Raw genomic sequence first — 18,293 nt, 5'->3', positions numbered from 1 at the left:
GGAATGGACGCGAGAAAATCGATCCGGGCCAAGAGCGGAACCAATCTGGGTGGTGCGAGCGCGCACAACCGTCGCATCATGATCGATGCGCTGCGGGTCAATGGCGCCTTGTCCCGCGCCGACCTTGCCCGTGCCACCGGACTGACCCCGCAGACCGTGTCCAACATCATCGAGGAACTGGCCCGGGACGGGCTCGTGCAGTCGCAGGCCAGTGTCCGCAAGGGCCGGGGCCAGCCTGCCACACCGTATCATCTGGTGCCCGATGGCGCTTTCGCCGTCGGCTTGCAGATCGACCGGCATGTCACGCGCACCGTCATCGTCAACCTGGTTGGCGACGTGCTGGTGCAGACGGAATCCAAATTGCCCTCCGGCGGCCCCGCGGAAGGGGTTCTTGTCATTCTCGATATCGTCAAAAAGGCCTGTGAAGCGCTGACAGCGCAATTCCCGCATGCGGCGAGAAAGCTCGTCGGGCTCGGCCTTGCCATGCCCGGCCCCTTCGGCATCAACGAGCTCTACGACGATCCATGGATGATGACAGCGTGGCAGAACTTTCCGCTGGCCGAACGGATAGCGGAAGGCACCGGCCTCGAAGTTGCCCTGCAGAACGATGCCTCGGCGGCGGCAACGGCGGAAAGGCTGCTGGGCGCCGCCCATGGCCTTGACCATGTCGTGTGCATTTATCTCGGCTATGGTCTTGGCGCCGGGCTGATCCTCAATGGCGAGATCTATGGCGGGGCCTACTCCAATGCCGGCGAGATCGGCATGATGCTGGCGCTGGCTCCCGGCGACGATGCGAATGTCGAGCCGCTGGAGCACTACACGTCCATGGCCTCGCTGTGCAATGTGCTGGGTATCGACCCTTCGGACCCCCGGCTTTTCGCGCTGGTCACCGATGCGGTGGTCAATGGCGGTCCCGAAGTGGAGCGCTGGATCGACAACGCGGCGGACCGTTTGCGCCGGACTGTCCAGATGCTGGAATCGATCTTCGATCCGCAGACCACCATTCTGTGCGGCGGCGCGCCCAAAGCGCTGATTGACCGCCTGATCGAGCGGATGGGGCCCCTGATGCCGTCGATAGCGGACCGGGCTCTCCGCTACCCCGAGCCCCGCCTTCAGGCAGGGCTAGCTGATCCTTGGTCAGTCGCCTTGGGAGCGGCAGCGGAGCCGATTGCGCGGGCCTTTGACCCGCGCTTCTCGGCAATTTTGAAAACGCCCTGATCAGGCGGCGTTCTTGATCGCGTCGCCCAGCATCGACACGATGGTGTCGATCTGTTCCTTCTCGACGATCAATGGTGGCGACAGGGCGATGATATCGCCGGTCACGCGCACCAGCAGGCCTTTCTTGAAGCAGTCGGTGAAGACATCGTAGCCGCGAGCACCCACAGCGTCGGGACGCGAGGCGAGTTCTATGCCGGCAACGAGGCCGATGGTGCGGATGTCGACGATGCCGGGCAGGCCCTTGAGGCTGTGGATCGCATCCTGCCAGTGCTCCGCCACATCGGCGGCGCGGGTCAGAAGCCCTTCCTCCTCGTAGACTTCCAGCGTAGCCAGACCGGCGGCGCAGGCGACGGGATGCCCGGAATAGGTATAGCCGTGGAAAAGCTCGATCTGGCTCTCGGGGCCATGCATCAGCGCATCGTAAATGGTTTCGCTGGCAAACACCGCGCCCATGGGTACGGCACCGTTGGTCAGGCCCTTGGCGGTGGTGACGAGATCGGGCACCACGCCGAAGTAGTCGACGGCAAACGGGGTGCCGAGGCGGCCGAAGCCGGTGATGACTTCATCGAAAATCAGCAGGATGCCATGCTTCTGGCTGAGTGCGCGCAAACGCTCGAGATAGCCCTTCGGCGGCAGGAGAACGCCGGTTGACCCCGCAACCGGTTCGACGATGACTGCGGCGATGGTTTCCGCACCGTGCAGCGCGACCAGCCGCTCCAGATCGTCGGCCAGATCCGCGCCGTGCTCAGGCAGGCCTTTGACGAAGGCGTTGCGGACGGGATCGTGCGTGTGGCGGATATGGTCGGTGCCTGGCAGGAGCGGAAAGACGCGGCGGTTGTTGACAAGGCCGCCGACGGAAATGCCGCCGAAGCCGACGCCGTGATAGCCGCGCTCACGGCCGATGACCCGGGTGCGTGTGCCCTGTCCGATGGCGCGCTGATAGGCGATGGCGATCTTCAGCGCGGTATCGACGGATTCCGAGCCGGAGCCGGTGAAGAATACTTTTGTCAGGCCGGCCTTCTTGCCGCCCGGCGCGTGCGCCGCAAGTTTTTCGGCAAAGTCGAAGGCGAGTGGGTGGCCCATCTGGAACGACGGCGCGTAGTCCATGGTGATCAACTGGCGCGCCACGGCGTCGGCAATCTTTTCGCGCCCGTGCCCGGCATTGACACACCAGAGGCCAGCCGTGCCATCCAGCACCTGTCCACCATCGACATCGGTGTAGTACATGCCCTTGGCGGAGGCGAGCAGGCGCGGCGCTGCCTTGAACTGCCGGTTCGCCGTGAATGGCATCCAATAATTTTCGAGTGATGGTGTATTGCTCATGAGCATGTGGGGCGACTCCTCTTCTCACCACAGGGAGCCATGCTTTCTATTCACCAACAAGTCCTTTTCTATGTTCACATAAAGCATTGATTTTACTGAGTACGTCATTCATAAATTCATTATATCGAACATGTAGAACAGCCAAAGGGGCATCCGATGCAAATTGATCTGGGCGGGCGTCTGCGTTTCCTGCGGCAAAGGCACAACCTGTCGCAGCGCGAACTGGCCAAGCGGGCCGGCGTGACCAATTCCACCATCTCGCTGATCGAGTCCAATCAGACCAATCCCTCGGTCGGTGCGCTCAAGCGCATTCTCGATGGCATCCCCATCGGCCTGTCCGAATTCTTCGCCCTTGAACCGGACCGCAAGCAGAAGGTGTTCTACGAGGCGGGCGAGTTGGTCGAAATCGGCAAGGGCAACATCTCCTATCTGCAAATCGGCGAGAACCTGTTCGGCCGTGCCCTGCAGATCCTGAAAGAGCGCTATGAACCCGGCGGCGATACGGGGCGTGTCATGCTCGTGCACGAGGGGGAAGAGGGCGGTGTCGTCATCAGCGGGCGGATTGAAGTGACCGTCGACGACCAGCGGCGCATTCTTGGCCCGGGCGACGCCTATTATTTCGAAAGCCGCCAGCCGCACCGCTTCCGCTGTGTCGGCCCCAATCCCTGCGAGGTCGTCAGCGCCTGCACGCCGCCGACATTCTGATCAGCGCAGGGATGAAAACCAGGCGATGAGTTCGGCGCTGTTGTGCAGCCCGAACGCGCGCATGATGCGGGCGCGGTGCGCCTCGATGGTGCGTTTCGACAGGCCGATTTCCAGGGCAATCTGCGCATTGGTCTTGCCTTGGGAAACAAGGGTCAGCACCTGTTTCTGCCTGTCGGAAATGAGGCTGGCATTGCCTGCCACCGTCCGGTTCATCGGCTCGAAGCAGTAGAGCGCTTCGGCGAAGGGATCGGCGTGGTTGCCGCTGCGTCCGCGCACCCGGCACCAGAAGCTGGCGCCGTCGCGCCGCCGCATCACCCGTTCGTCGTAATAGACGCGCCCGCCGGCGAAATTCGTTCGCCACATTTCTCCTGTACGCACGAAGTCAGTGATCTTGGGATAGAGGCGGCTGAAGCTCTGGTCGATCAGTTCGCCGCGTTCATAGCCGAAGGTCTCGGCGAATTCGAAATTGCAATCGCGTATGATACGGTGTGTCGCATAGACCATCGGCACCGGCATGTCGGTCAGCACGAAGCGTTTTGCGCTTCCTGAAACGGCAATGTCGGAGATAGGAAACTCGGCTGTGGTCATGCAGTATTAATACGACTACCTGTGCCATCAAGACAAGCCATACCGTTGCGGCAACGGCAGCGTTCAGACCCTGCCGCAGAGGATGCAGAACAATGGGAGAGTGTTCTTGAAAAAAGTACGATCAAATGTAAGCGATGCGCTGGATGGCGTGCTGTTTGACGGCATGACGATCATGGCGGGAGGCTTTGGCCTGTGCGGCATTCCGGAAGCCCTGATCTATGCGATCCGCGATTCCGGCGTGAAGAATCTGACGGTCATTTCCAACAATGCGGGCGTTGACGGCATTGGCCTTGGCGTGCTTCTGGAAACCAGGCAGATCCGCAAGATGATCTCGTCCTATGTCGGCGAGAACAAACTGTTCGCCCAGCAATATCTTTCCGGCGAACTGGAGCTGGAATTCAATCCGCAGGGCACGCTGGCCGAACGCATCCGCGCCGGTGGCGCAGGTATTCCGGCGTTCTTCACCAAGACCGGCGTTGGCACCATCATTGCCGACGGCAAGGACGTGCGCGAGTTCGATGGCGAGTCCTATGTGATGGAACGCGGCCTGTTTGCCGACCTGTCCATCGTTCACGCCTTCAAGGGCGATACTGAAGGCAATCTCGTCTATCGCAAGACCGCCCGCAATTTCAATCCGATCATGGCGACAGCCGCCAAGGTGACGATTGCCGAAGTGGAAAACCTGGTCGATGCCGGCAAGATCGATGGCGACCATGTCCACACGCCGGGCATTTTCGTCAAGCGCATCGTGCATGTGCCGAACCCTGTCAAACATATCGAACAACGGACGACCCGTCCGCGTCTTGTCGCTGCAAGCGAGGTGAACTGAGATGGCCTGGACACGTGATCAGATGGCCGAACGGGCCGCGAAAGAACTGCAGGACGGTTTCTACGTCAATCTCGGCATCGGTATTCCAACCCTTGTCGCCAACTACATCCCGACCGGCATGAGCGTTCAGCTGCAGAGCGAGAACGGCATGCTCGGCATGGGCCCGTTCCCCTATGAGGGCGAGGAAGATGCCGACCTCATCAATGCGGGCAAGCAGACAATCACCGAACTGCCGACAACCAGCTATTTCTCCGGGGCCGACAGTTTTGGCATGATCCGCGGCGGGCACATCGACCTGTCGATCCTTGGTGCCATGCAGGTGGCGCGCAATGGCGATCTGGCCAACTGGATGGTTCCGGGCAAGATGGTCAAGGGCATGGGCGGCGCCATGGACCTGGTGGCCGGTGTCAAGAAGGTCGTCGTTGTCATGGAGCATGAGGCCAAGGGCGAGGCCAAGCTTCTGGAAGCATGCACGCTTCCGCTCACGGGACAGCGCGTCACCGATCTCGTCATCACCGACCTTGGCGTCTTCACGATCGAGCGGCGCGGTGAACCGAAGATGACGCTCATCGAGATAGCGCCCGGCGTTACCGTGGACGAAATCAAGGCAAAGACACAGGCGGCATTCGACGTCGCCCTGTAAGATATTTTACGTGTCATGCGAGCCGGCAGAGTGTGATCCTCTGCCGGCTCGCTGCGTTTCGGCGGGGGCGCGGCCATTTTACCGCCGTTTTATCGGCAATTGGTCTGCAATGCTGACGCAATCTCGTCCTGCGATGATCAGGGCCAGGATGAATGACGACCGCCCGTGCAGGCGGTCAATAGTAAAAAGGCCATCGCATTGAAGTCTGTTTTTTGTGCGCTTATCTCACCCGAAGCGCTTTGGCGTATCATGCAACCGATCAAGCGAATGGCGTAACGGCGTGGATTCTTCAACAAACCAACCCGATCTGAGCAAGACTCTGGCTTCCATTGTGGACAATAAGAGCCGGCGGAACGTCTTTCGCAGGCATCCCTTTCTGTTTGGCGGCGGGCTTCTCGTCATCCTGGCTTTGGCGGCGGTGAGCTGGTTTTCGCGCGGGACCCACTATGATTACACCCAGAAGCCGCTGACGAGGGGCACGCTTTCCATCACCGTATCGGCGACCGGAACCGTTCAGCCGACCGAACAGGTGGATGTGTCCAGCGAGCTCTCCGGCACCGTGCGCACCGTTCTGGTCGACTACAACAGTTTTGTCGCCAAAGGCGACGTGCTGGCAACGCTGGATATCGACACGATCAGAACCAACATCGAGAGCTCGAAGTCAAAACTTCTGGCATCACGTGCGCGGGTCGTGCAGTCGCAGGCGACGCTTGAGGCCAAGAAGAACGCGTTCGAGCGCATGACATCGCTGCAGGACAGCAAGGTTTCATCGGTACGCGAGCTGGATGTGGCCAAGTCGGAATATGACTCGGCCGTCGCCGCGCTCGACGTCGCCAATGCGGAGGTAGCCGTTTCGGAAGCGGAACTGCAGGTGAACGAGACCTCCCTGCGCAAATCCAAAATCGTTTCGCCGATCGACGGCGTCGTGCTCAGCCGCTCGGTCGATCCGGGGGCGACGGTGGCTGCCGCCTTTCAGGCGCCCGTGCTGTTCAAGCTCGCCGGCAACCTGAAGAAGATGCAGCTGCAGGTCAATGTCGACGAAGCCGATGTCGGTCTGGTCAAGCCGCAGCAGGACGCAACCTTCAATGTCGATGCCTATCCGGACCGGACATTCCCGGCGAAGATCGTCAATATCCGGTTCCAGCCGGAAACCGTATCGAATGTCGTGACCTACAAGGCGATGCTGGCCGTCGAGAATGATGATCTTGCCCTGCGTCCCGGCATGACGGCGACAGCCTATGTCAAGGTCAGGGAGGTCAAGGATGCCCTGCTGGTGCCGAATGCGGCCCTGCGTTTTGCGCCGCCCAACGCGCCGGCGAAAACCGAGGCAGCCGAAAGTCCCGAGCAGACGGCAAGCATCCCCGACACGGTGAAGAAGGAAGCCGGTGTGCAGCGGTCCGTCTGGGTGCTTCGTGCCGGCAAGCCGGAAAAAATCGAGGTGCGTGCCGGGGCGACGGACGGGCGCAACACCATCGTGCTCTCGGGCGGCGTCAAGGAAGGCGACGAGGTCATCGTGGCAGCGAGCACGCCGCCCAAATGACCATCCAGTCCGTGCAAAAAGCCGTGCCGCTGATCGAATTCCGCCGGATCACCAAGAGTTATGGAGCTGGCGAGGCGGCGGTCCACGCCCTGGCGGGAGTGGACTTTGCCATCGAACGGGGCGATTTCGTTGCCATCATGGGGCCGTCGGGTTCCGGCAAGTCGACGGCGATGAACCTGATCGGCTGTCTCGACCGGCCAAGCACCGGGCAGTATCTGTTCGGCGGCACCGGCATCGACCAGCTCGACCGGCATCAGCAGACGACGCTGCGGCGCGAATTGCTGGGATTCGTCTTCCAGGGGTTCAATCTCCTGCGCCGCACATCCGCCGTGGAGAATGTGGAGCTGCCCCTCATCTATCGCGGCATGGGCGCTGCGGAGCGGCGCAAGCGCGCACTGGAAGCATTGCGGCAGGTGGGGCTGGCGGCACGCGCCAATCATGTCCCTTCGGAATTGTCGGGCGGCCAGCAGCAGCGTGTGGCGATTGCCCGCGCCATCGTCACCAACCCGCAGGTGCTGCTCGCCGACGAGCCGACCGGCAATCTCGACACGAAGACGAGTGTCGAGATCATGGAACTGATCTCCGGCTTTAACCGCGACAACGGCATTACCGTGATCATGGTCACGCACGAGCCGGATATAGCCGCCTATGCCAAGCGCATCATCCGCTTTGTCGATGGTCACATCCAGAGCGACGAACGCAGACAGGATATATAACCATGCTGCTTGAAGCGTTCCGGCTGGCACTGCACTCCATGTCGCGCAACATGATGCGCTCCTTCCTGACGATGCTGGGCATTGTCATCGGCGTCGGCGCGGTGATCGCCATGGTCACCGTCGGCAATGGCACGCGCCAGAGAGTGACCGGTGAAATCTCCAAGCTCGGCACCAATCTGCTGTTCGTATCACCCGGCAATCCGGAGCGCCGGTCGACTCTGCCGCCGCGCACATTCGATATCCGGGATGTCGATGCGATCCGCGACCAGGTGCCGGGCGTGGCCGCTGTGGCACCGCTCGGCCAGGTCTCGGGCACCGCCATCCGCGAGGGCAACAGCCGGACGGCATCGATCGTCGGTTCCACCAACGATTACTTTACCACCATGAACTGGCAGCTTGCCACGGGCCGCAATTTTCTGGAATCGGAGGAGCGCAGCGGCCGCTCCGTCTGCATCATCGGTGCGACGGTGCAAAGGGTCCTGTTCGGCAACAGCATTCCGGACGGCGAGCGCATCCGCGTCAACCGCATTTCCTGCGAAGTCATCGGTACGCTGGTCTCCAAGGGCAAGGCAATCGACGGGCAGGATCAGGACAATATGGTCCTCATCCCATTCCGCATGTTCCAGCGGCGTATTGCCGGTTCGACCGATGTCTCCCTGATAACAGTTTCGGCCAGGGATGGGGCAACGGCACCGGTCAAGACAGCGCTCGAGGACCTGTTCAAGGAACGCCGCAAAATCCGCCAGTCGGGCGACCGGGATTTCGAGGTGACCGATCTCAGTCAGATTCTTGGCATCGTTTCCATGACCACCGTGATCCTGACCGGGCTCTTGTCGTCCATCGCTGCGGTCAGCCTGCTCGTCGGCGGCATCGGCATCATGAACATCATGCTGGTCTCCGTCACCGAGCGCACCCGCGAGATCGGCGTGCGCCTGGCCATCGGTGCCACGGAAGGGCAGGTGCTGACGCAGTTTCTGGTCGAGGCCATCGTGCTTTGCCTGTTCGGCGGCCTGATCGGCACGGTTATCGGCCTGGCGCTTGCCTTTACCGCGGTGACATTGATGGGGGTGCCGTTCGTCTTCGATCCGTCGATCGTCCTCATCGCCTTCGGCTTCTCCGCCCTGATCGGCGTGGTGTTCGGCTATTTCCCGGCGCGCCGCGCCGCGCGGATGAATCCCATCGACGCACTGCGCTATGAGTAGCACCGGTAGCCATATGTCCTGTTTGAGCAGGAAAGACCCCTAAACAGAACGGAGAGAAAACAGTCTTGGCGGGCAGGGACTGATGGGCGGGATCCCTGCAAGTGCCTTGACCATTCTCTCTCCGAACAGTGCCCATGATGGATAGGCACTTCTACGCCGCAGGCGCGTGGACGGGACTGAAATCCACGGCGCTGCGGAGTGCGGTCGGACATGATCCCGGCGGCCTTTGCGCCACCGGGATCATACGTCGTCGTCAGAACCGGTAGTTGAGACCGGCTTTAAGCTCATGACTGCCAATGTCGGTCTCGCTGCGGCCGAGAGCCGACGTTGCCTTCACATTGGGCGTGTGGATGTAGTTGTATTCAATCTTGGCCGACAGGCCGCCGGCAAAGGCCTGTTCAACGCCGGCGCCAACGAGATAACCGGTCTTCCAGCCGCTGGTGTCGCGCACCTTGTCGCCCGAATCGAATTTGGTCATGGCCACGCCGGCCGTTCCGAAGACAAGCGTCTGGTTGAAGGTCAGGCCCGCCTTGGCCTTGGCGGCGGCGCGCCATTTTTCTTCGACCTTGCCGCCAAGGACCTTGTGCTCGGCACCGCCGAGATAGGAGCCTTCCACTTCGGCACCGAGGACAGCCGGTCCCATCTGGTAGTTGTAGCCGCCCTGGATGCCGCCGCTCCAGCCGTTTCTGTCGGCGAAGGGGTTGGGAAACTTGGTAAAGGCGGTTCCGCCGTGGGCACCGATATACGCGCCGCTCCACTGGGAGGCGGGCGGATCACTATAGGCCGGTGCGGAATTGTAGAGATCGGCGGCCATCGCCGTCCCGGTTGATAAGGCCGCCAGCGCAAACACGCCGGCGAGCAAGACAGTCTTTCTCTGAGAGGACATTCGCATTACTCCAAACATACAAGCGCATGATCCACCGAACTGTCCGGCGACATGTTGATGCGCGGGTTCAACTCCTGAGAGCCTGATACACTTGGGTTGATCACGCTCTGGTACAGATGTCTTCCGGCGCGATGATCGCCCGATCCATGAAATGGCCACCGAAACTGACGCAAAACCCCTGCAATCGACCACCCCACTTCCGGCAATACCTCTTGCGCCGGAAGACATGGTTTATTTTGCAATTGAAGATTGCATCCACATTGCACAGAACGGGAAAATGAGAAATTTTATTATATATTTCAATAATTTATAGCGTTTTTGTTTACGGTTTCTTAAGCAAAAAAGGCATTCGGCGTGTCAGACGCTGTTCGCCGGCATGCCGCAAGGCGCGCCCTGTGCCTGGCGCCGCCGCGATCCCCCGGAAGGGTTTAACGGGTCTTTTCCACCACGCAGACCGGACCCCGCTCCGGGTGGCGCGAATCCGTGTCGACGCAGGTCGCATCATACCGGAACGTATCGTAGTAGACACCGCCTGCGCATCCCGTCAGCAGGGGAAGGCCTGCGGCCAGCGTCAAAAATACCGGTTTGAAATATTTCAGGGGGTGATGGTTCATTTCCGCCGCATCTTTCCTATATATAGCCTGTCACAAGTGACACAGTGGCGTAACAATCCACTGATATTCTTTAGGAATTGGTCGAGTTAACATTCCGCGAATTACAGTATCCTACTGACATCTGGTGCCTAAATAAGGCATGTTCGGACGGAGCTTTGCGATCACGTTTTTGGTGATCGCTGATAAAAGGCTTGATCGAAGACGATGGACGTATAAGTTCTGCCTTCCGATTTGTTAACCAACCATTCACGTTAGGAGCAAAGCGATGAGCACAACCGTCGGCGACTATTCATTGCCAGAAGCCATTTCCACGGCGATAGCCAATGGTACAAACATTGTTAGGGCGTTCCGCGAACAATTCGGATATTCCGTAGAGGATTTGGCCGTTGCGTGCGGTCTTACAACCCTTGAAATTGATACAATTGAAAGCGGGCAGAATTCCGACCCGACGAAATTGGAACGCATTGCCCATGCCCTCGGGCTGCCGGCAAATGCCATGACGCCTGACGTCTCAAAACGTCTAAGCGCATGAAATAATTGATTTTTTAAATCAAAAAATCCAAAAGACTGCCAGAGCCAAATCCCAACTCTGGCAGTCTTTTGATTCTGGCGATTGCCTGCCTACAGGCAGAGCAGCGTACGCGTCAGCGGGTGCTCGCCATCGGCCAGACCGTCAATCACATCGAAATGATGCTTTCCCGGCTCTTCCACCACATCCGCGTGACACTCGAAGCCTGACCAGATATTGGCCAGCAGTGCGCTCTGGCGCACGAATTCCGGCCGTTCCGCGCCGCCGACCCAGGCCGTCACATCAATGCCTTCCTGCGGTTCGAGCAGGGCAGGGCTCTCCAGCCGCGCCTCGACAGCATCGAGATGAAACGTTTCATTCATCCGCGTCTTCATCAGAGGGCGCAGATCGCCGAGCGCCGATATGGGCACCGTTTTGCGGATGCGATGGCGAATCGGCTGCCCGAGCGGCGAGGTCGACGACACCATCCGCGCGACGAGATGCCCGCCCGCCGAATGGCCCGTCAGGTGAACCGGTCCGGGGACTTCTCCCGCGGCATGGGTAATGGCGGTGCCAATCTGCACGGTGATGTCGCTGATGCGGGCCTGCGGGCACAGCACGTAGGATGGGATGGCGACGGCAAACCCGTGCGTGAGCGGCCCCTTTGCCAGATGCGACCATGCCGACTTGTCGAAACTCATCCAGAATCCGCCGTGCACGAACACGACGAGGCCCTTCGCCTCACCGCGCGGCATGAAGAGATCGAGGACATTGCGTTCATGCGGACCGTAGCCGATATCGGCCCTCAGCCGGCCGGCGGTTGTCATTTCCGTGCGAAAGTCCGCGGCAAGCCCCTTCCATCTCGGCGGAAAATCATTTCCTCCGGGGATGTAGGCGCCATTGGAATAGGCGGCGTCCCAGTCGAATTTCGCGCTCATGACGGTTCCCCCATCGATGCCGTTGCCCAAGACTATCAGAGGACGAACCCGGCGCAAAATGCCGGGTTCATCATGCGCGTTGCCTATTCCCGTATCTTTTCGCGAATCTGCGTACCGGAGCCGGATTTGCGCAGGTTGGGCAAGGCCAGCATCAGCAGAACGAATGCGCCGGTGGCGAATTTCAGATCGGCCGGGGCCAGACCAAGCGTCAGGCAGAAGGAAATCAGCTGGTAATAGACGATCGAACCGACCACCGGCGCCATGACCTGGCGCAGGATGGTTTGCCGTCCGGTGATCGCTTCGCCGATGATCAGCGCCGCAAGCCCGTTGATCAGGATGCCGAAGCCCATGTTGACGTCGACGAAACCTTGCGTCTGCACCATGATGCTGCCGCCGGTTGCCGAAAGCGCACTGGCAACGCCGACACCCATGATGGTGGCGATGCCGACATTGATGCCCTGTGCCTCGGCCATGTCAGGGCTTGCGCCGACGGCGCGCATCGACGTGCCCTTTTCCGACATGAAGAAATACAGCATCAGGCCGACAACCAGGGCAATCAGGGCGCCGACGATCAGGATTTTCACCCATGAAACATTGGCAGAAGGACCCGCAAGAATGGTGAACACCGTGTCATAGGTGAAGAGCGGAATGTTTGTGCGGCCCATGATGCGCAGGTTGATGCTGTAGAGCATCGTCATGACCAGGATACCGGCGAGCAGCGTGTTGATCTTGAAGCGCAAATGGATGAATGCCGTGGTGCAGCCGGCGAGAAAGCCGCAGACGAGCGCGACACCGCAGGCCAGAAACGGATTGACGCCCATGCTGATCAGCGTGCCGCAGACGCAGCCGCCGAGCGGGAAGGCGCCTTCCGATGTCAGATCCGGGAAATTCAGGATGCGGAACGGCAGCATCACGCCGAGCACCACGAAGGCGACGATCAGGCTTTGCGCTATCGTGACGGGAATGAGACCGTAGAAACTGGTAAGAATGTCCAGCATGCTGCTCAACTCCCCTGCAATGCGATGGCGTCGGATTTGGTGTGAAACCGGTCAATGAGGTCGGGTACGGTAATGCCGCGTTTCTCCTCCTGTCCGATCTCAAGCAGAACCTTGCCCGCATCCATCATGACGATCTTGTTGCCGTACTTGATCGCATGTTCCATATTGTGCGTGACCATCAGCGTGGTCAGCTTCAGTTCCTCGACGGCGCGCACGGTGGTGTCCATCACCAGCTTGGCGGTGCGCGGATCGAGCGCGGCCGTATGCTCGTCGAGCAACAGCAGTTTGGGCCGGGTCGACACCGCCATCACCAGCGATAGCGACTGGCGCTGGCCGCCGGACAAAAGCCCGACGGGCATGTCCAGCCGGTTTTCCAGGCCGAGATTGAGTTCCGCGAGCTGTTCACGATATTTGGCCTTGCGCGGCGCGGTCAGCCCGTAGGAGAAGCCGCGCGGCTTGCCGCGCAATTCGGCCAGCAGCATGTTCTCGCCGATGGTCATGGTCGGCGCTGTGCCGATCATCGGGTCCTGGAACACGCGGGCAATGAACTGCGCACGGCGATGCGCGTTCAGCTTGGTGACATCCTGGCCGTCAATCGTGATGCGTCCGGCATCGAGCGGCAGTTTGCCGGAAACGGCGTTGAGAAAACTGGACTTGCCCGCGCCATTGCTGCCGATGACGATGCAGAAGTCGGCCGGTTTGAGCGCGATGTTCAAGCCATCAAGCGCCCGGCGTTCATCCAGTGTGCCGCGATAGAAAATCTTTGTGCCGCCCGTTACGGCAAGCATGTTGGTAGTCATGTTTGAGCCCCTCAAACCAGGACGAAGCGCCCCGTGTCAAAAGTTCCTGCGCCTGTGATGGCGCAGGAACTATATGTTTGCAGACGATAGGAGAAGGCTTATTTGACGAAACAGCCGCAATCTTTGAGGGAGTCCGGGGCTTTATGCCCGGTTTTCTCCAGGACCTTCTCGTTGATCAGCGCCGCGTGATCCGCATAGGACGGCTTGATCGGTGCGAGGCTGGCAGCAGACTTTCCGGCAATGATCTCGGCAGCAAGCTTGGCGGCGTTCTGGCCAACCTTGGTGTAGGACACTTCGAAGGCAGCGGCGACAAGGCCGTCACGCACGGCCTGGGCCGAGGCATTGACGATCGGGATATTGATGCTGAGCGCTGCGGCGGCAACAGCGGGAACGGCCGGCTGCACCAGGTTCGAGGCCGGTACGTAAATGACATCGGCCTTGCCGGCGAGCGAGCTCACGCGCATCGGGATGTCATTGGTATTGTCGAGACCGACTTCCACGACGGTCAGGCCCTGCGCCGCGGCAGCTTCCTTGACCAGCTTCAGCACGGCAACGTCATTGTCTTCACCCGGATTGTAGAGATAGGCGAGACGCTTGGCATCCGGCAGCAGCTGCTTGATGAACTTGACGACGGAGTTGACGTCCTGCAGATCGGACGCACCGGTCATGTTCTTGTCGCCGGCTTCCCAGGATGGTGTCAGCTTGGCGACGACCGGATCGGTCACGGCGGCGAAAACAACCGGCGTGCCGGTGTTGCCGACGATCTGGCGGGCGCCCTGTGCCACCGGCGTGGTGACGGCGAGGATCAGTTTCGGATTGGCCGAAGCCAGTTTCGTCACCATTTGCGGAATGAGCGTTGCGTCGAAATTCACCTGCAGCTCATCGAAAACCGCATCGGTAATGCCGAGCTTGACCAGTTCGGCCTTGAAGGCGGTGACGGTCTCGTCCAGCTGCGGATGCTTGCCGAACTGCGCAATGCCGATCTTCGTTTCCGCATAGGCTGCGCTGAGCCCAAGCCCCATTCCCAGTGCTGCAGCAAGCGCTGTCCGCACGACGTATTTTGCACCGATCATCGATTGTTCTCCATTTTTTGTTGGCTTTTTATTGGCCTCGCCTCCTCAGGCTTGAAAATAATATAACAAACGTGAAATGATATACAAACAGAAAATGGCAAAGGCCGAGGGAACGCAATGGCCGAAAGCATCAAGTCGGAAAACCTCTATACAGCGTTGCGCTCGCGCATCCTGAATGGTGACCTGCAACCTGGGCAATCTCTGCGGTTGCGCACGCTGGCCGCCGAACTCGGCAGCAGTGCCACGCCGGTGCGGGAGGCGCTGAACCGGCTGCAGGCGGAGAGCTTTGTCACCACCGAGGCCAACAAGGGCTTTCGCGTGGCCATCGTCACCCTGGAGGAACTGCAGGATCTCGAAGCGGCGCGGTCCGTCATCGAAACCCAACTGCTCGTCAGTTCCATCGAGAACGGCGACCGGGACTGGGAGGCCAATCTCGTCGGGGCGCATTACCGGCTGTCGACCTGCGAAGTGCCCAATTCCTTTTCGCAGTTCGAGGCAATCGATGTCTGGGACGTCGCCCACACCGAATTTCACATGGCGCTCATCGCCGGGGCGTCATCCAAGTGGCTGCTCAACTTTGCCCAGCAGCTGCATGCCCAGCTGCACCGCTATCGCCGCCACATCATCCTGCGGATCGATCACCTGACCCGTGTCGCGCAGGAAAACAGCGACAAGTCGCTCGGCAACCTGTCGCGCGAAGCGCTGGGGATCGATGCCCACACGGCCCTGATGGAGGCGGCGCTCGCCCGCGACAAGGCCAGGGCGGCGGCCCTGATGCTGGACCATGTGCGGCTTGCCAAGGACGCCTTTCTGAAACTTGCCAAAGCCAGCGGCATCGCCGGTTTTGATACGGCCGCCTGACAGATCAAAGAGAAGAGTGACGATGACACGGATCAATGCAACACATTCGGATGAGACGGATACCCTGCGCCATTTCCGCGAGCGGTTCGATCTGCCGGATGGGGTGATTTACCTCGACGGCAATTCACTGGGCGCCCTGCCGAAGACGGTGAAAGCCCGCGTGGCCCAAACCATCAGCGAGGAATGGGGCAATCAGCTCATCCGCAGCTGGAATACGGCGGGCTGGGTGCATCTGCCGCAAAAGGTCGGCGGCCGGATCGGCCGCCTGATCGGGGCGCAGGAGGGCACTGTCGTGTCGGCCGACAGCACCTCCATCAACCTGTTCAAGGTGCTGTCCGCCGCGCTCGGCCTCAATCCGGGCCGCAGCAAGATTGTCTCTGAACGGGAGAATTTTCCGACCGATCTCTATATCGCCGAGGGTGTCGCCAGGCAGATCGGTCAGGGCCACCGGCTTGTGCTGGCTGACAAGCCTGCCGATATCCCGGCGATGCTGGCGGACGATGTCGCCGTTCTCATGCTGACCCATGTGAACTATCGCACGGGCTATCGGCACGACATGGCCGCGATCACCCAAGCGGCGCATGACAAGGGCATTCTCGTCATCTGGGATCTCGCCCATTCCGCCGGTGCCATGGCGATTGATCTCACTGGAGCGGACGCGGATTTTGCCATCGGCTGCGGCTATAAATATCTCAATGGCGGTCCCGGCGCCCCGGCGTTTCTCTATGTCAATCCGCGCCATCACGGCGGCTTTCGCCAGCCGCTGTCCGGCTGGTTCGGGCACCGCGCGCCCTTCGCCTTCGAATCATCCTATGCACCGTCGAACAGCATTGACCAGTATCTGTGCGGCACGCCCTCCGTGCTTGGCATGGTGGCGATGGATGAGGCACTGGCGCTCTGGGACGACGTGGACATGGATGCGCTGCGGGCCAAGTCCGTGGCGCTGTGCGATTTCTTCATTCAGGAAGTCGACGGTTTTGCCGGAGAATTCGGCCTGACGCTGGTCACGCCGCGCAACCCCGATCAGCGCGGCAGCCAGGTTTCCTATTCCTGCGACAATGGCTATGCCATCATGCAGGCGCTGATCGCCCGCGGCGTCATCGGCGATTTCCGCGCGCCCGATATCATCCGCTTCGGCTTTACGCCGCTTTATCTCAGCTTTGCCGAAGTGTCCGAAGCGGTTGCCATCCTGCGGGACATTCTGTCGACACGGGCCTGGGATGCACCGAAATACAAGGTGAGGGAGGCCGTTACATGAGCCGCACACCCTACAATCCGGAGACGGAAGGCGCGCAGATGTCCTTCGACGGGCGCATGTCCTATGGCGATTACCTGCGCCTCGACAAAATATTGACGGCACAGGCACCGCTCTCCGATGCCCATGACGAAATGCTGTTCATCGTGCAGCACCAGGCGTCGGAAATCTGGATGCGGCTGGTCATCCATGAACTCATGTCGGTCTGCGAACACATTGCCAAAGACGATCTTGCGCCGTCGTTCAAGATGCTCAGCCGCGTCTCGCGCATTCTCGACCAGCTGAATTCCGCCTGGGACGTGCTCCGGACCATGACGCCGAGCGAGTACACGACCTTCCGCGAGGCGCTCGGCATGTCATCGGGTTTCCAGTCGTTCCAGTACCGCGCCATCGAATTTCTGGCCGGCAACAAGAACGCCGCCATGATGCGTCCGCACGCCCACAGACCCGATATTCATGCGTGGCTGGAGGGTATCCTGCGCGCGCCCAGCATTTACGACCAGTCCATCCGTCTGCTGGCCCGCAAGGGCTTTGCCATCGACGCGGCGGTGCTGGAGCGGGATTGCGCGTTGCCCTACGAGGCCAATGACAGCGTGCGCGATGCCTGGCTGGTGGTCTACCGCTCGCCGGAGACCCACTGGCCGCTGTATGAACTGGCGGAAAAGCTGGTGGATTTCGAGGATTATTTCCGCCGATGGCGGTTCAACCATGTCACCACGGTGGAACGCATCATCGGCTTCAAGACCGGCACGGGCGGAACATCCGGCGTCAACTACCTGCGCAAGATGCTCGATGTCGTGCTGTTTCCGGAATTGTGGAGCATGCGGACCGAACTTTAGGTCCGCATTGCATCAGGCGGCGTATTTGTCGATGGCGACGCAGTCCATCGCCGACTTGGCGTGAATGTGGTTGCTGTGCGCAAAGCCGTGCCTGGCAATGGCTGCCAGATCGTCGTCCGGCTTGATCGGCCGTGACCACCAGTTGTCGTTGAGCACCCAGCCCTGGGCGGTGGCGCTTTCGACGTCCTGGCTGTCGGGGCGCAGCACGCAGGACTCATGCATGATTCGGGCATTGGGCGAGCGCCTGTTCATCATCTTGCGGCCTTCGGCGAGGGCCGTGGCCTCGTCTTCGGCAATGACAAGCTGATGAAACAGATGACGTGTCTGTTTGTATTTGGTCAGATAGGCAAATTTGACTTGATACGCTGGCACTTCATTCTCCTGCACCAAAGACTCAGTCGTTAACCATTTATTAATATTGGCACTTGACACGGCTTTTTCAAGGAGATGCAGGTTTTATACAGGTTTATTTGCGGGCGGTTTTCATCGCCCGCACATTCGTCAAGACCTTGTTTTCAAACGATAAAGTTATTTTGTTTCACGGTCGAAATAAAAAGCCGTCCTGCCCTTGGGGGCAGAACGGCTCAAATGTGGCGTCAATCGGCTTGACGCGAATCAGCCATAGACGAGCTTGTCCTGCCGCTTCCGCAGTTCGACGATCTTCGAGCCGGGGATGGGGGCGGCATTGGCGCTGGTGATGAGTTCGCCCTTGGCGATGGGTGCCGTCACCGTGCCGCCCTGCCACACGCCCCCGGCG

At 60.2% G+C, this 18,293-nt stretch carries 20 protein-coding genes and 1 pseudogene; 11 read left to right on the top strand and 10 right to left on the bottom strand.

The window, feature by feature from the left end:
* Positions 1–3 precede the first annotated feature (3 nt).
* A complete protein-coding gene (locus RDL77_RS05485) occupies positions 4–1,218 on the top strand; it encodes an ROK family transcriptional regulator (RefSeq protein ID WP_288192076.1) in 1,215 nt (404 codons plus the stop codon).
* Here the strand turns inward: RDL77_RS05485 and RDL77_RS05480 are convergent, their stop codons facing one another.
* Positions 1,219–2,547: an aspartate aminotransferase family protein gene (locus RDL77_RS05480; protein WP_288192075.1), complete on the bottom strand. Its 1,329-nt coding sequence runs from the start codon at positions 2,545–2,547 to the stop codon at positions 1,219–1,221.
* Between the two features lie 150 nt (positions 2,548–2,697).
* Between RDL77_RS05480 and RDL77_RS05475 the strand changes: the two genes are divergently transcribed.
* A complete protein-coding gene (locus RDL77_RS05475) occupies positions 2,698–3,246 on the top strand; it encodes a cupin domain-containing protein (protein WP_223614742.1) in 549 nt (182 codons plus the stop codon).
* Here the strand turns inward: RDL77_RS05475 and RDL77_RS05470 are convergent, their stop codons facing one another.
* Entirely contained in the window at positions 3,247–3,834 is a 588-nt protein-coding gene (locus RDL77_RS05470) for a LuxR C-terminal-related transcriptional regulator (protein ID WP_223614743.1), read from the bottom strand.
* Between the two features lie 82 nt (positions 3,835–3,916).
* On the opposite strand from RDL77_RS05470, the gene RDL77_RS05465 reads away from it, so the two are divergent.
* The 5 genes from RDL77_RS05465 (at position 3,917) to RDL77_RS05445 (ending at position 8,764) form a co-directional block, all read left to right on the top strand.
* Complete coding sequence (locus RDL77_RS05465) at positions 3,917–4,663, top strand: CoA transferase subunit A (RefSeq protein ID WP_223614744.1); 747 nt, start codon at positions 3,917–3,919, stop codon at positions 4,661–4,663.
* A gap of 1 nt (position 4,664) precedes the next feature.
* The gene (locus RDL77_RS05460; RefSeq protein WP_223614745.1) at positions 4,665–5,306 is read left to right on the top strand and encodes a 3-oxoacid CoA-transferase subunit B; all 642 of its coding nucleotides are present in this window, start codon (positions 4,665–4,667) and stop codon (positions 5,304–5,306) included.
* A 331-nt stretch (positions 5,307–5,637) separates the two neighbouring features.
* Entirely contained in the window at positions 5,638–6,846 is a 1,209-nt protein-coding gene (locus RDL77_RS05455; RefSeq protein ID WP_288192074.1) for an efflux RND transporter periplasmic adaptor subunit, read from the top strand.
* Positions 6,843–7,562, top strand: coding sequence for an ABC transporter ATP-binding protein (locus RDL77_RS05450; protein ID WP_288192073.1), 720 nt, complete (start codon positions 6,843–6,845; stop codon positions 7,560–7,562). Before RDL77_RS05455 ends, RDL77_RS05450 begins: the two co-directional genes overlap by 4 nt.
* 2 nt (positions 7,563–7,564) lie before the next feature.
* Positions 7,565–8,764 (top strand): ABC transporter permease, encoded by a 1,200-nt coding sequence (locus RDL77_RS05445; protein WP_223614748.1) that lies wholly within the window; start codon positions 7,565–7,567, stop codon positions 8,762–8,764.
* Positions 8,765–9,017: 253 nt separating this feature from the next.
* On the opposite strand, the gene RDL77_RS05440 is transcribed toward RDL77_RS05445, so the two are convergent.
* Positions 9,018–9,650 (bottom strand): outer membrane protein, encoded by a 633-nt coding sequence (locus RDL77_RS05440; protein ID WP_223614749.1) that lies wholly within the window; start codon positions 9,648–9,650, stop codon positions 9,018–9,020.
* Between the two features lie 428 nt (positions 9,651–10,078).
* Positions 10,079–10,264, bottom strand: coding sequence for a hypothetical protein (locus RDL77_RS05435; protein WP_223614750.1), 186 nt, complete (start codon positions 10,262–10,264; stop codon positions 10,079–10,081).
* A 265-nt stretch (positions 10,265–10,529) separates the two neighbouring features.
* Here RDL77_RS05435 and RDL77_RS05430 point away from each other — a divergent pair, with 265 nt between their 5' ends.
* Positions 10,530–10,796 (top strand): helix-turn-helix domain-containing protein, encoded by a 267-nt coding sequence (locus tag RDL77_RS05430; RefSeq protein ID WP_105733374.1) that lies wholly within the window; start codon positions 10,530–10,532, stop codon positions 10,794–10,796.
* Between the two features lie 89 nt (positions 10,797–10,885).
* On the opposite strand, the gene RDL77_RS05425 is transcribed toward RDL77_RS05430, so the two are convergent.
* The 4 genes from RDL77_RS05425 to RDL77_RS05410 all read right to left on the bottom strand — a co-directional run bounded on the left by RDL77_RS05425 (position 10,886) and on the right by RDL77_RS05410 (position 14,581).
* Entirely contained in the window at positions 10,886–11,710 is an 825-nt protein-coding gene (locus tag RDL77_RS05425) for an alpha/beta hydrolase (protein ID WP_288192072.1), read from the bottom strand.
* A gap of 83 nt (positions 11,711–11,793) precedes the next feature.
* Positions 11,794–12,708, bottom strand: a complete 915-nt coding sequence (locus RDL77_RS05420; protein WP_223614752.1) for an ABC transporter permease — start codon at positions 12,706–12,708, stop codon at positions 11,794–11,796.
* A gap of 5 nt (positions 12,709–12,713) precedes the next feature.
* Entirely contained in the window at positions 12,714–13,496 is a 783-nt protein-coding gene (locus RDL77_RS05415; RefSeq protein ID WP_223614937.1) for an ABC transporter ATP-binding protein, read from the bottom strand.
* A gap of 110 nt (positions 13,497–13,606) precedes the next feature.
* Entirely contained in the window at positions 13,607–14,581 is a 975-nt protein-coding gene (locus RDL77_RS05410) for an ABC transporter substrate-binding protein (RefSeq protein WP_223614753.1), read from the bottom strand.
* 117 nt (positions 14,582–14,698) lie between these two features.
* Between RDL77_RS05410 and RDL77_RS05405 the strand changes: the two genes are divergently transcribed.
* Genes RDL77_RS05405 through kynA form a run of 3 tightly spaced genes read left to right on the top strand, consistent with a single transcriptional unit; the run spans position 14,699 to position 17,536 of the window.
* Positions 14,699–15,442 (top strand): GntR family transcriptional regulator, encoded by a 744-nt coding sequence (locus RDL77_RS05405; RefSeq protein ID WP_223614754.1) that lies wholly within the window; start codon positions 14,699–14,701, stop codon positions 15,440–15,442.
* Positions 15,443–15,464: 22 nt separating this feature from the next.
* Complete coding sequence (gene kynU / locus RDL77_RS05400; protein ID WP_288192071.1) at positions 15,465–16,700, top strand: kynureninase; 1,236 nt, start codon at positions 15,465–15,467, stop codon at positions 16,698–16,700.
* Positions 16,697–17,536, top strand: coding sequence for a tryptophan 2,3-dioxygenase (gene kynA / locus RDL77_RS05395; RefSeq protein WP_288192070.1), 840 nt, complete (start codon positions 16,697–16,699; stop codon positions 17,534–17,536). The genes kynU and kynA overlap by 4 nt, the downstream gene beginning before the upstream one ends.
* A gap of 12 nt (positions 17,537–17,548) precedes the next feature.
* Here the strand turns inward: kynA and RDL77_RS05390 are convergent, their stop codons facing one another.
* Together RDL77_RS05390 and RDL77_RS05385 are read right to left on the bottom strand one after the other, a co-directional pair.
* Positions 17,549–17,908: a hypothetical protein gene (locus tag RDL77_RS05390; RefSeq protein ID WP_223614757.1), complete on the bottom strand. Its 360-nt coding sequence runs from the start codon at positions 17,906–17,908 to the stop codon at positions 17,549–17,551.
* A 243-nt stretch (positions 17,909–18,151) separates the two neighbouring features.
* Positions 18,152–18,293, bottom strand: a pseudogene (locus RDL77_RS05385) (homoserine dehydrogenase); the annotation flags it as partial.

This window comes from uncultured Phyllobacterium sp., assembly GCF_902479695.1.
GTDB lineage: Bacteria > Pseudomonadota > Alphaproteobacteria > Rhizobiales > Rhizobiaceae > Phyllobacterium > Phyllobacterium calauticae.
Note: the sequence above shows the minus strand (reverse complement) of the source record. Positions and strands in the feature narration are given on the sequence as shown.

What these genes read in the sequence shown, in the direction of transcription:
- RDL77_RS05485 (WP_288192076.1), top strand. Translation starts at nt 4, where the DNA reads ATGGACGCGAGAAAATCGATCCGGGCCAAGAGCGGAACCAATCTGGGT.
- RDL77_RS05480 (WP_288192075.1), bottom strand. Translation starts at nt 2,547, where the DNA reads ATGCTCATGAGCAATACACCATCACTCGAAAATTATTGGATGCCATTC.
- RDL77_RS05475 (WP_223614742.1), top strand. Translation starts at nt 2,698, where the DNA reads ATGCAAATTGATCTGGGCGGGCGTCTGCGTTTCCTGCGGCAAAGGCAC.
- RDL77_RS05470 (WP_223614743.1), bottom strand. Translation starts at nt 3,834, where the DNA reads ATGACCACAGCCGAGTTTCCTATCTCCGACATTGCCGTTTCAGGAAGC.
- RDL77_RS05465 (WP_223614744.1), top strand. Translation starts at nt 3,917, where the DNA reads ATGCAGAACAATGGGAGAGTGTTCTTGAAAAAAGTACGATCAAATGTA.
- RDL77_RS05460 (WP_223614745.1), top strand. Translation starts at nt 4,665, where the DNA reads ATGGCCTGGACACGTGATCAGATGGCCGAACGGGCCGCGAAAGAACTG.
- RDL77_RS05450 (WP_288192073.1), top strand. Translation starts at nt 6,843, where the DNA reads ATGACCATCCAGTCCGTGCAAAAAGCCGTGCCGCTGATCGAATTCCGC.
- RDL77_RS05445 (WP_223614748.1), top strand. Translation starts at nt 7,565, where the DNA reads ATGCTGCTTGAAGCGTTCCGGCTGGCACTGCACTCCATGTCGCGCAAC.
- RDL77_RS05440 (WP_223614749.1), bottom strand. Translation starts at nt 9,650, where the DNA reads ATGTCCTCTCAGAGAAAGACTGTCTTGCTCGCCGGCGTGTTTGCGCTG.
- RDL77_RS05435 (WP_223614750.1), bottom strand. Translation starts at nt 10,264, where the DNA reads ATGAACCATCACCCCCTGAAATATTTCAAACCGGTATTTTTGACGCTG.
- RDL77_RS05430 (WP_105733374.1), top strand. Translation starts at nt 10,530, where the DNA reads ATGAGCACAACCGTCGGCGACTATTCATTGCCAGAAGCCATTTCCACG.
- RDL77_RS05425 (WP_288192072.1), bottom strand. Translation starts at nt 11,710, where the DNA reads ATGAGCGCGAAATTCGACTGGGACGCCGCCTATTCCAATGGCGCCTAC.
- RDL77_RS05420 (WP_223614752.1), bottom strand. Translation starts at nt 12,708, where the DNA reads ATGCTGGACATTCTTACCAGTTTCTACGGTCTCATTCCCGTCACGATA.
- RDL77_RS05415 (WP_223614937.1), bottom strand. Translation starts at nt 13,496, where the DNA reads ATGCTTGCCGTAACGGGCGGCACAAAGATTTTCTATCGCGGCACACTG.
- RDL77_RS05410 (WP_223614753.1), bottom strand. Translation starts at nt 14,581, where the DNA reads ATGATCGGTGCAAAATACGTCGTGCGGACAGCGCTTGCTGCAGCACTG.
- RDL77_RS05405 (WP_223614754.1), top strand. Translation starts at nt 14,699, where the DNA reads ATGGCCGAAAGCATCAAGTCGGAAAACCTCTATACAGCGTTGCGCTCG.
- kynU (WP_288192071.1), top strand. Translation starts at nt 15,465, where the DNA reads ATGACACGGATCAATGCAACACATTCGGATGAGACGGATACCCTGCGC.
- kynA (WP_288192070.1), top strand. Translation starts at nt 16,697, where the DNA reads ATGAGCCGCACACCCTACAATCCGGAGACGGAAGGCGCGCAGATGTCC.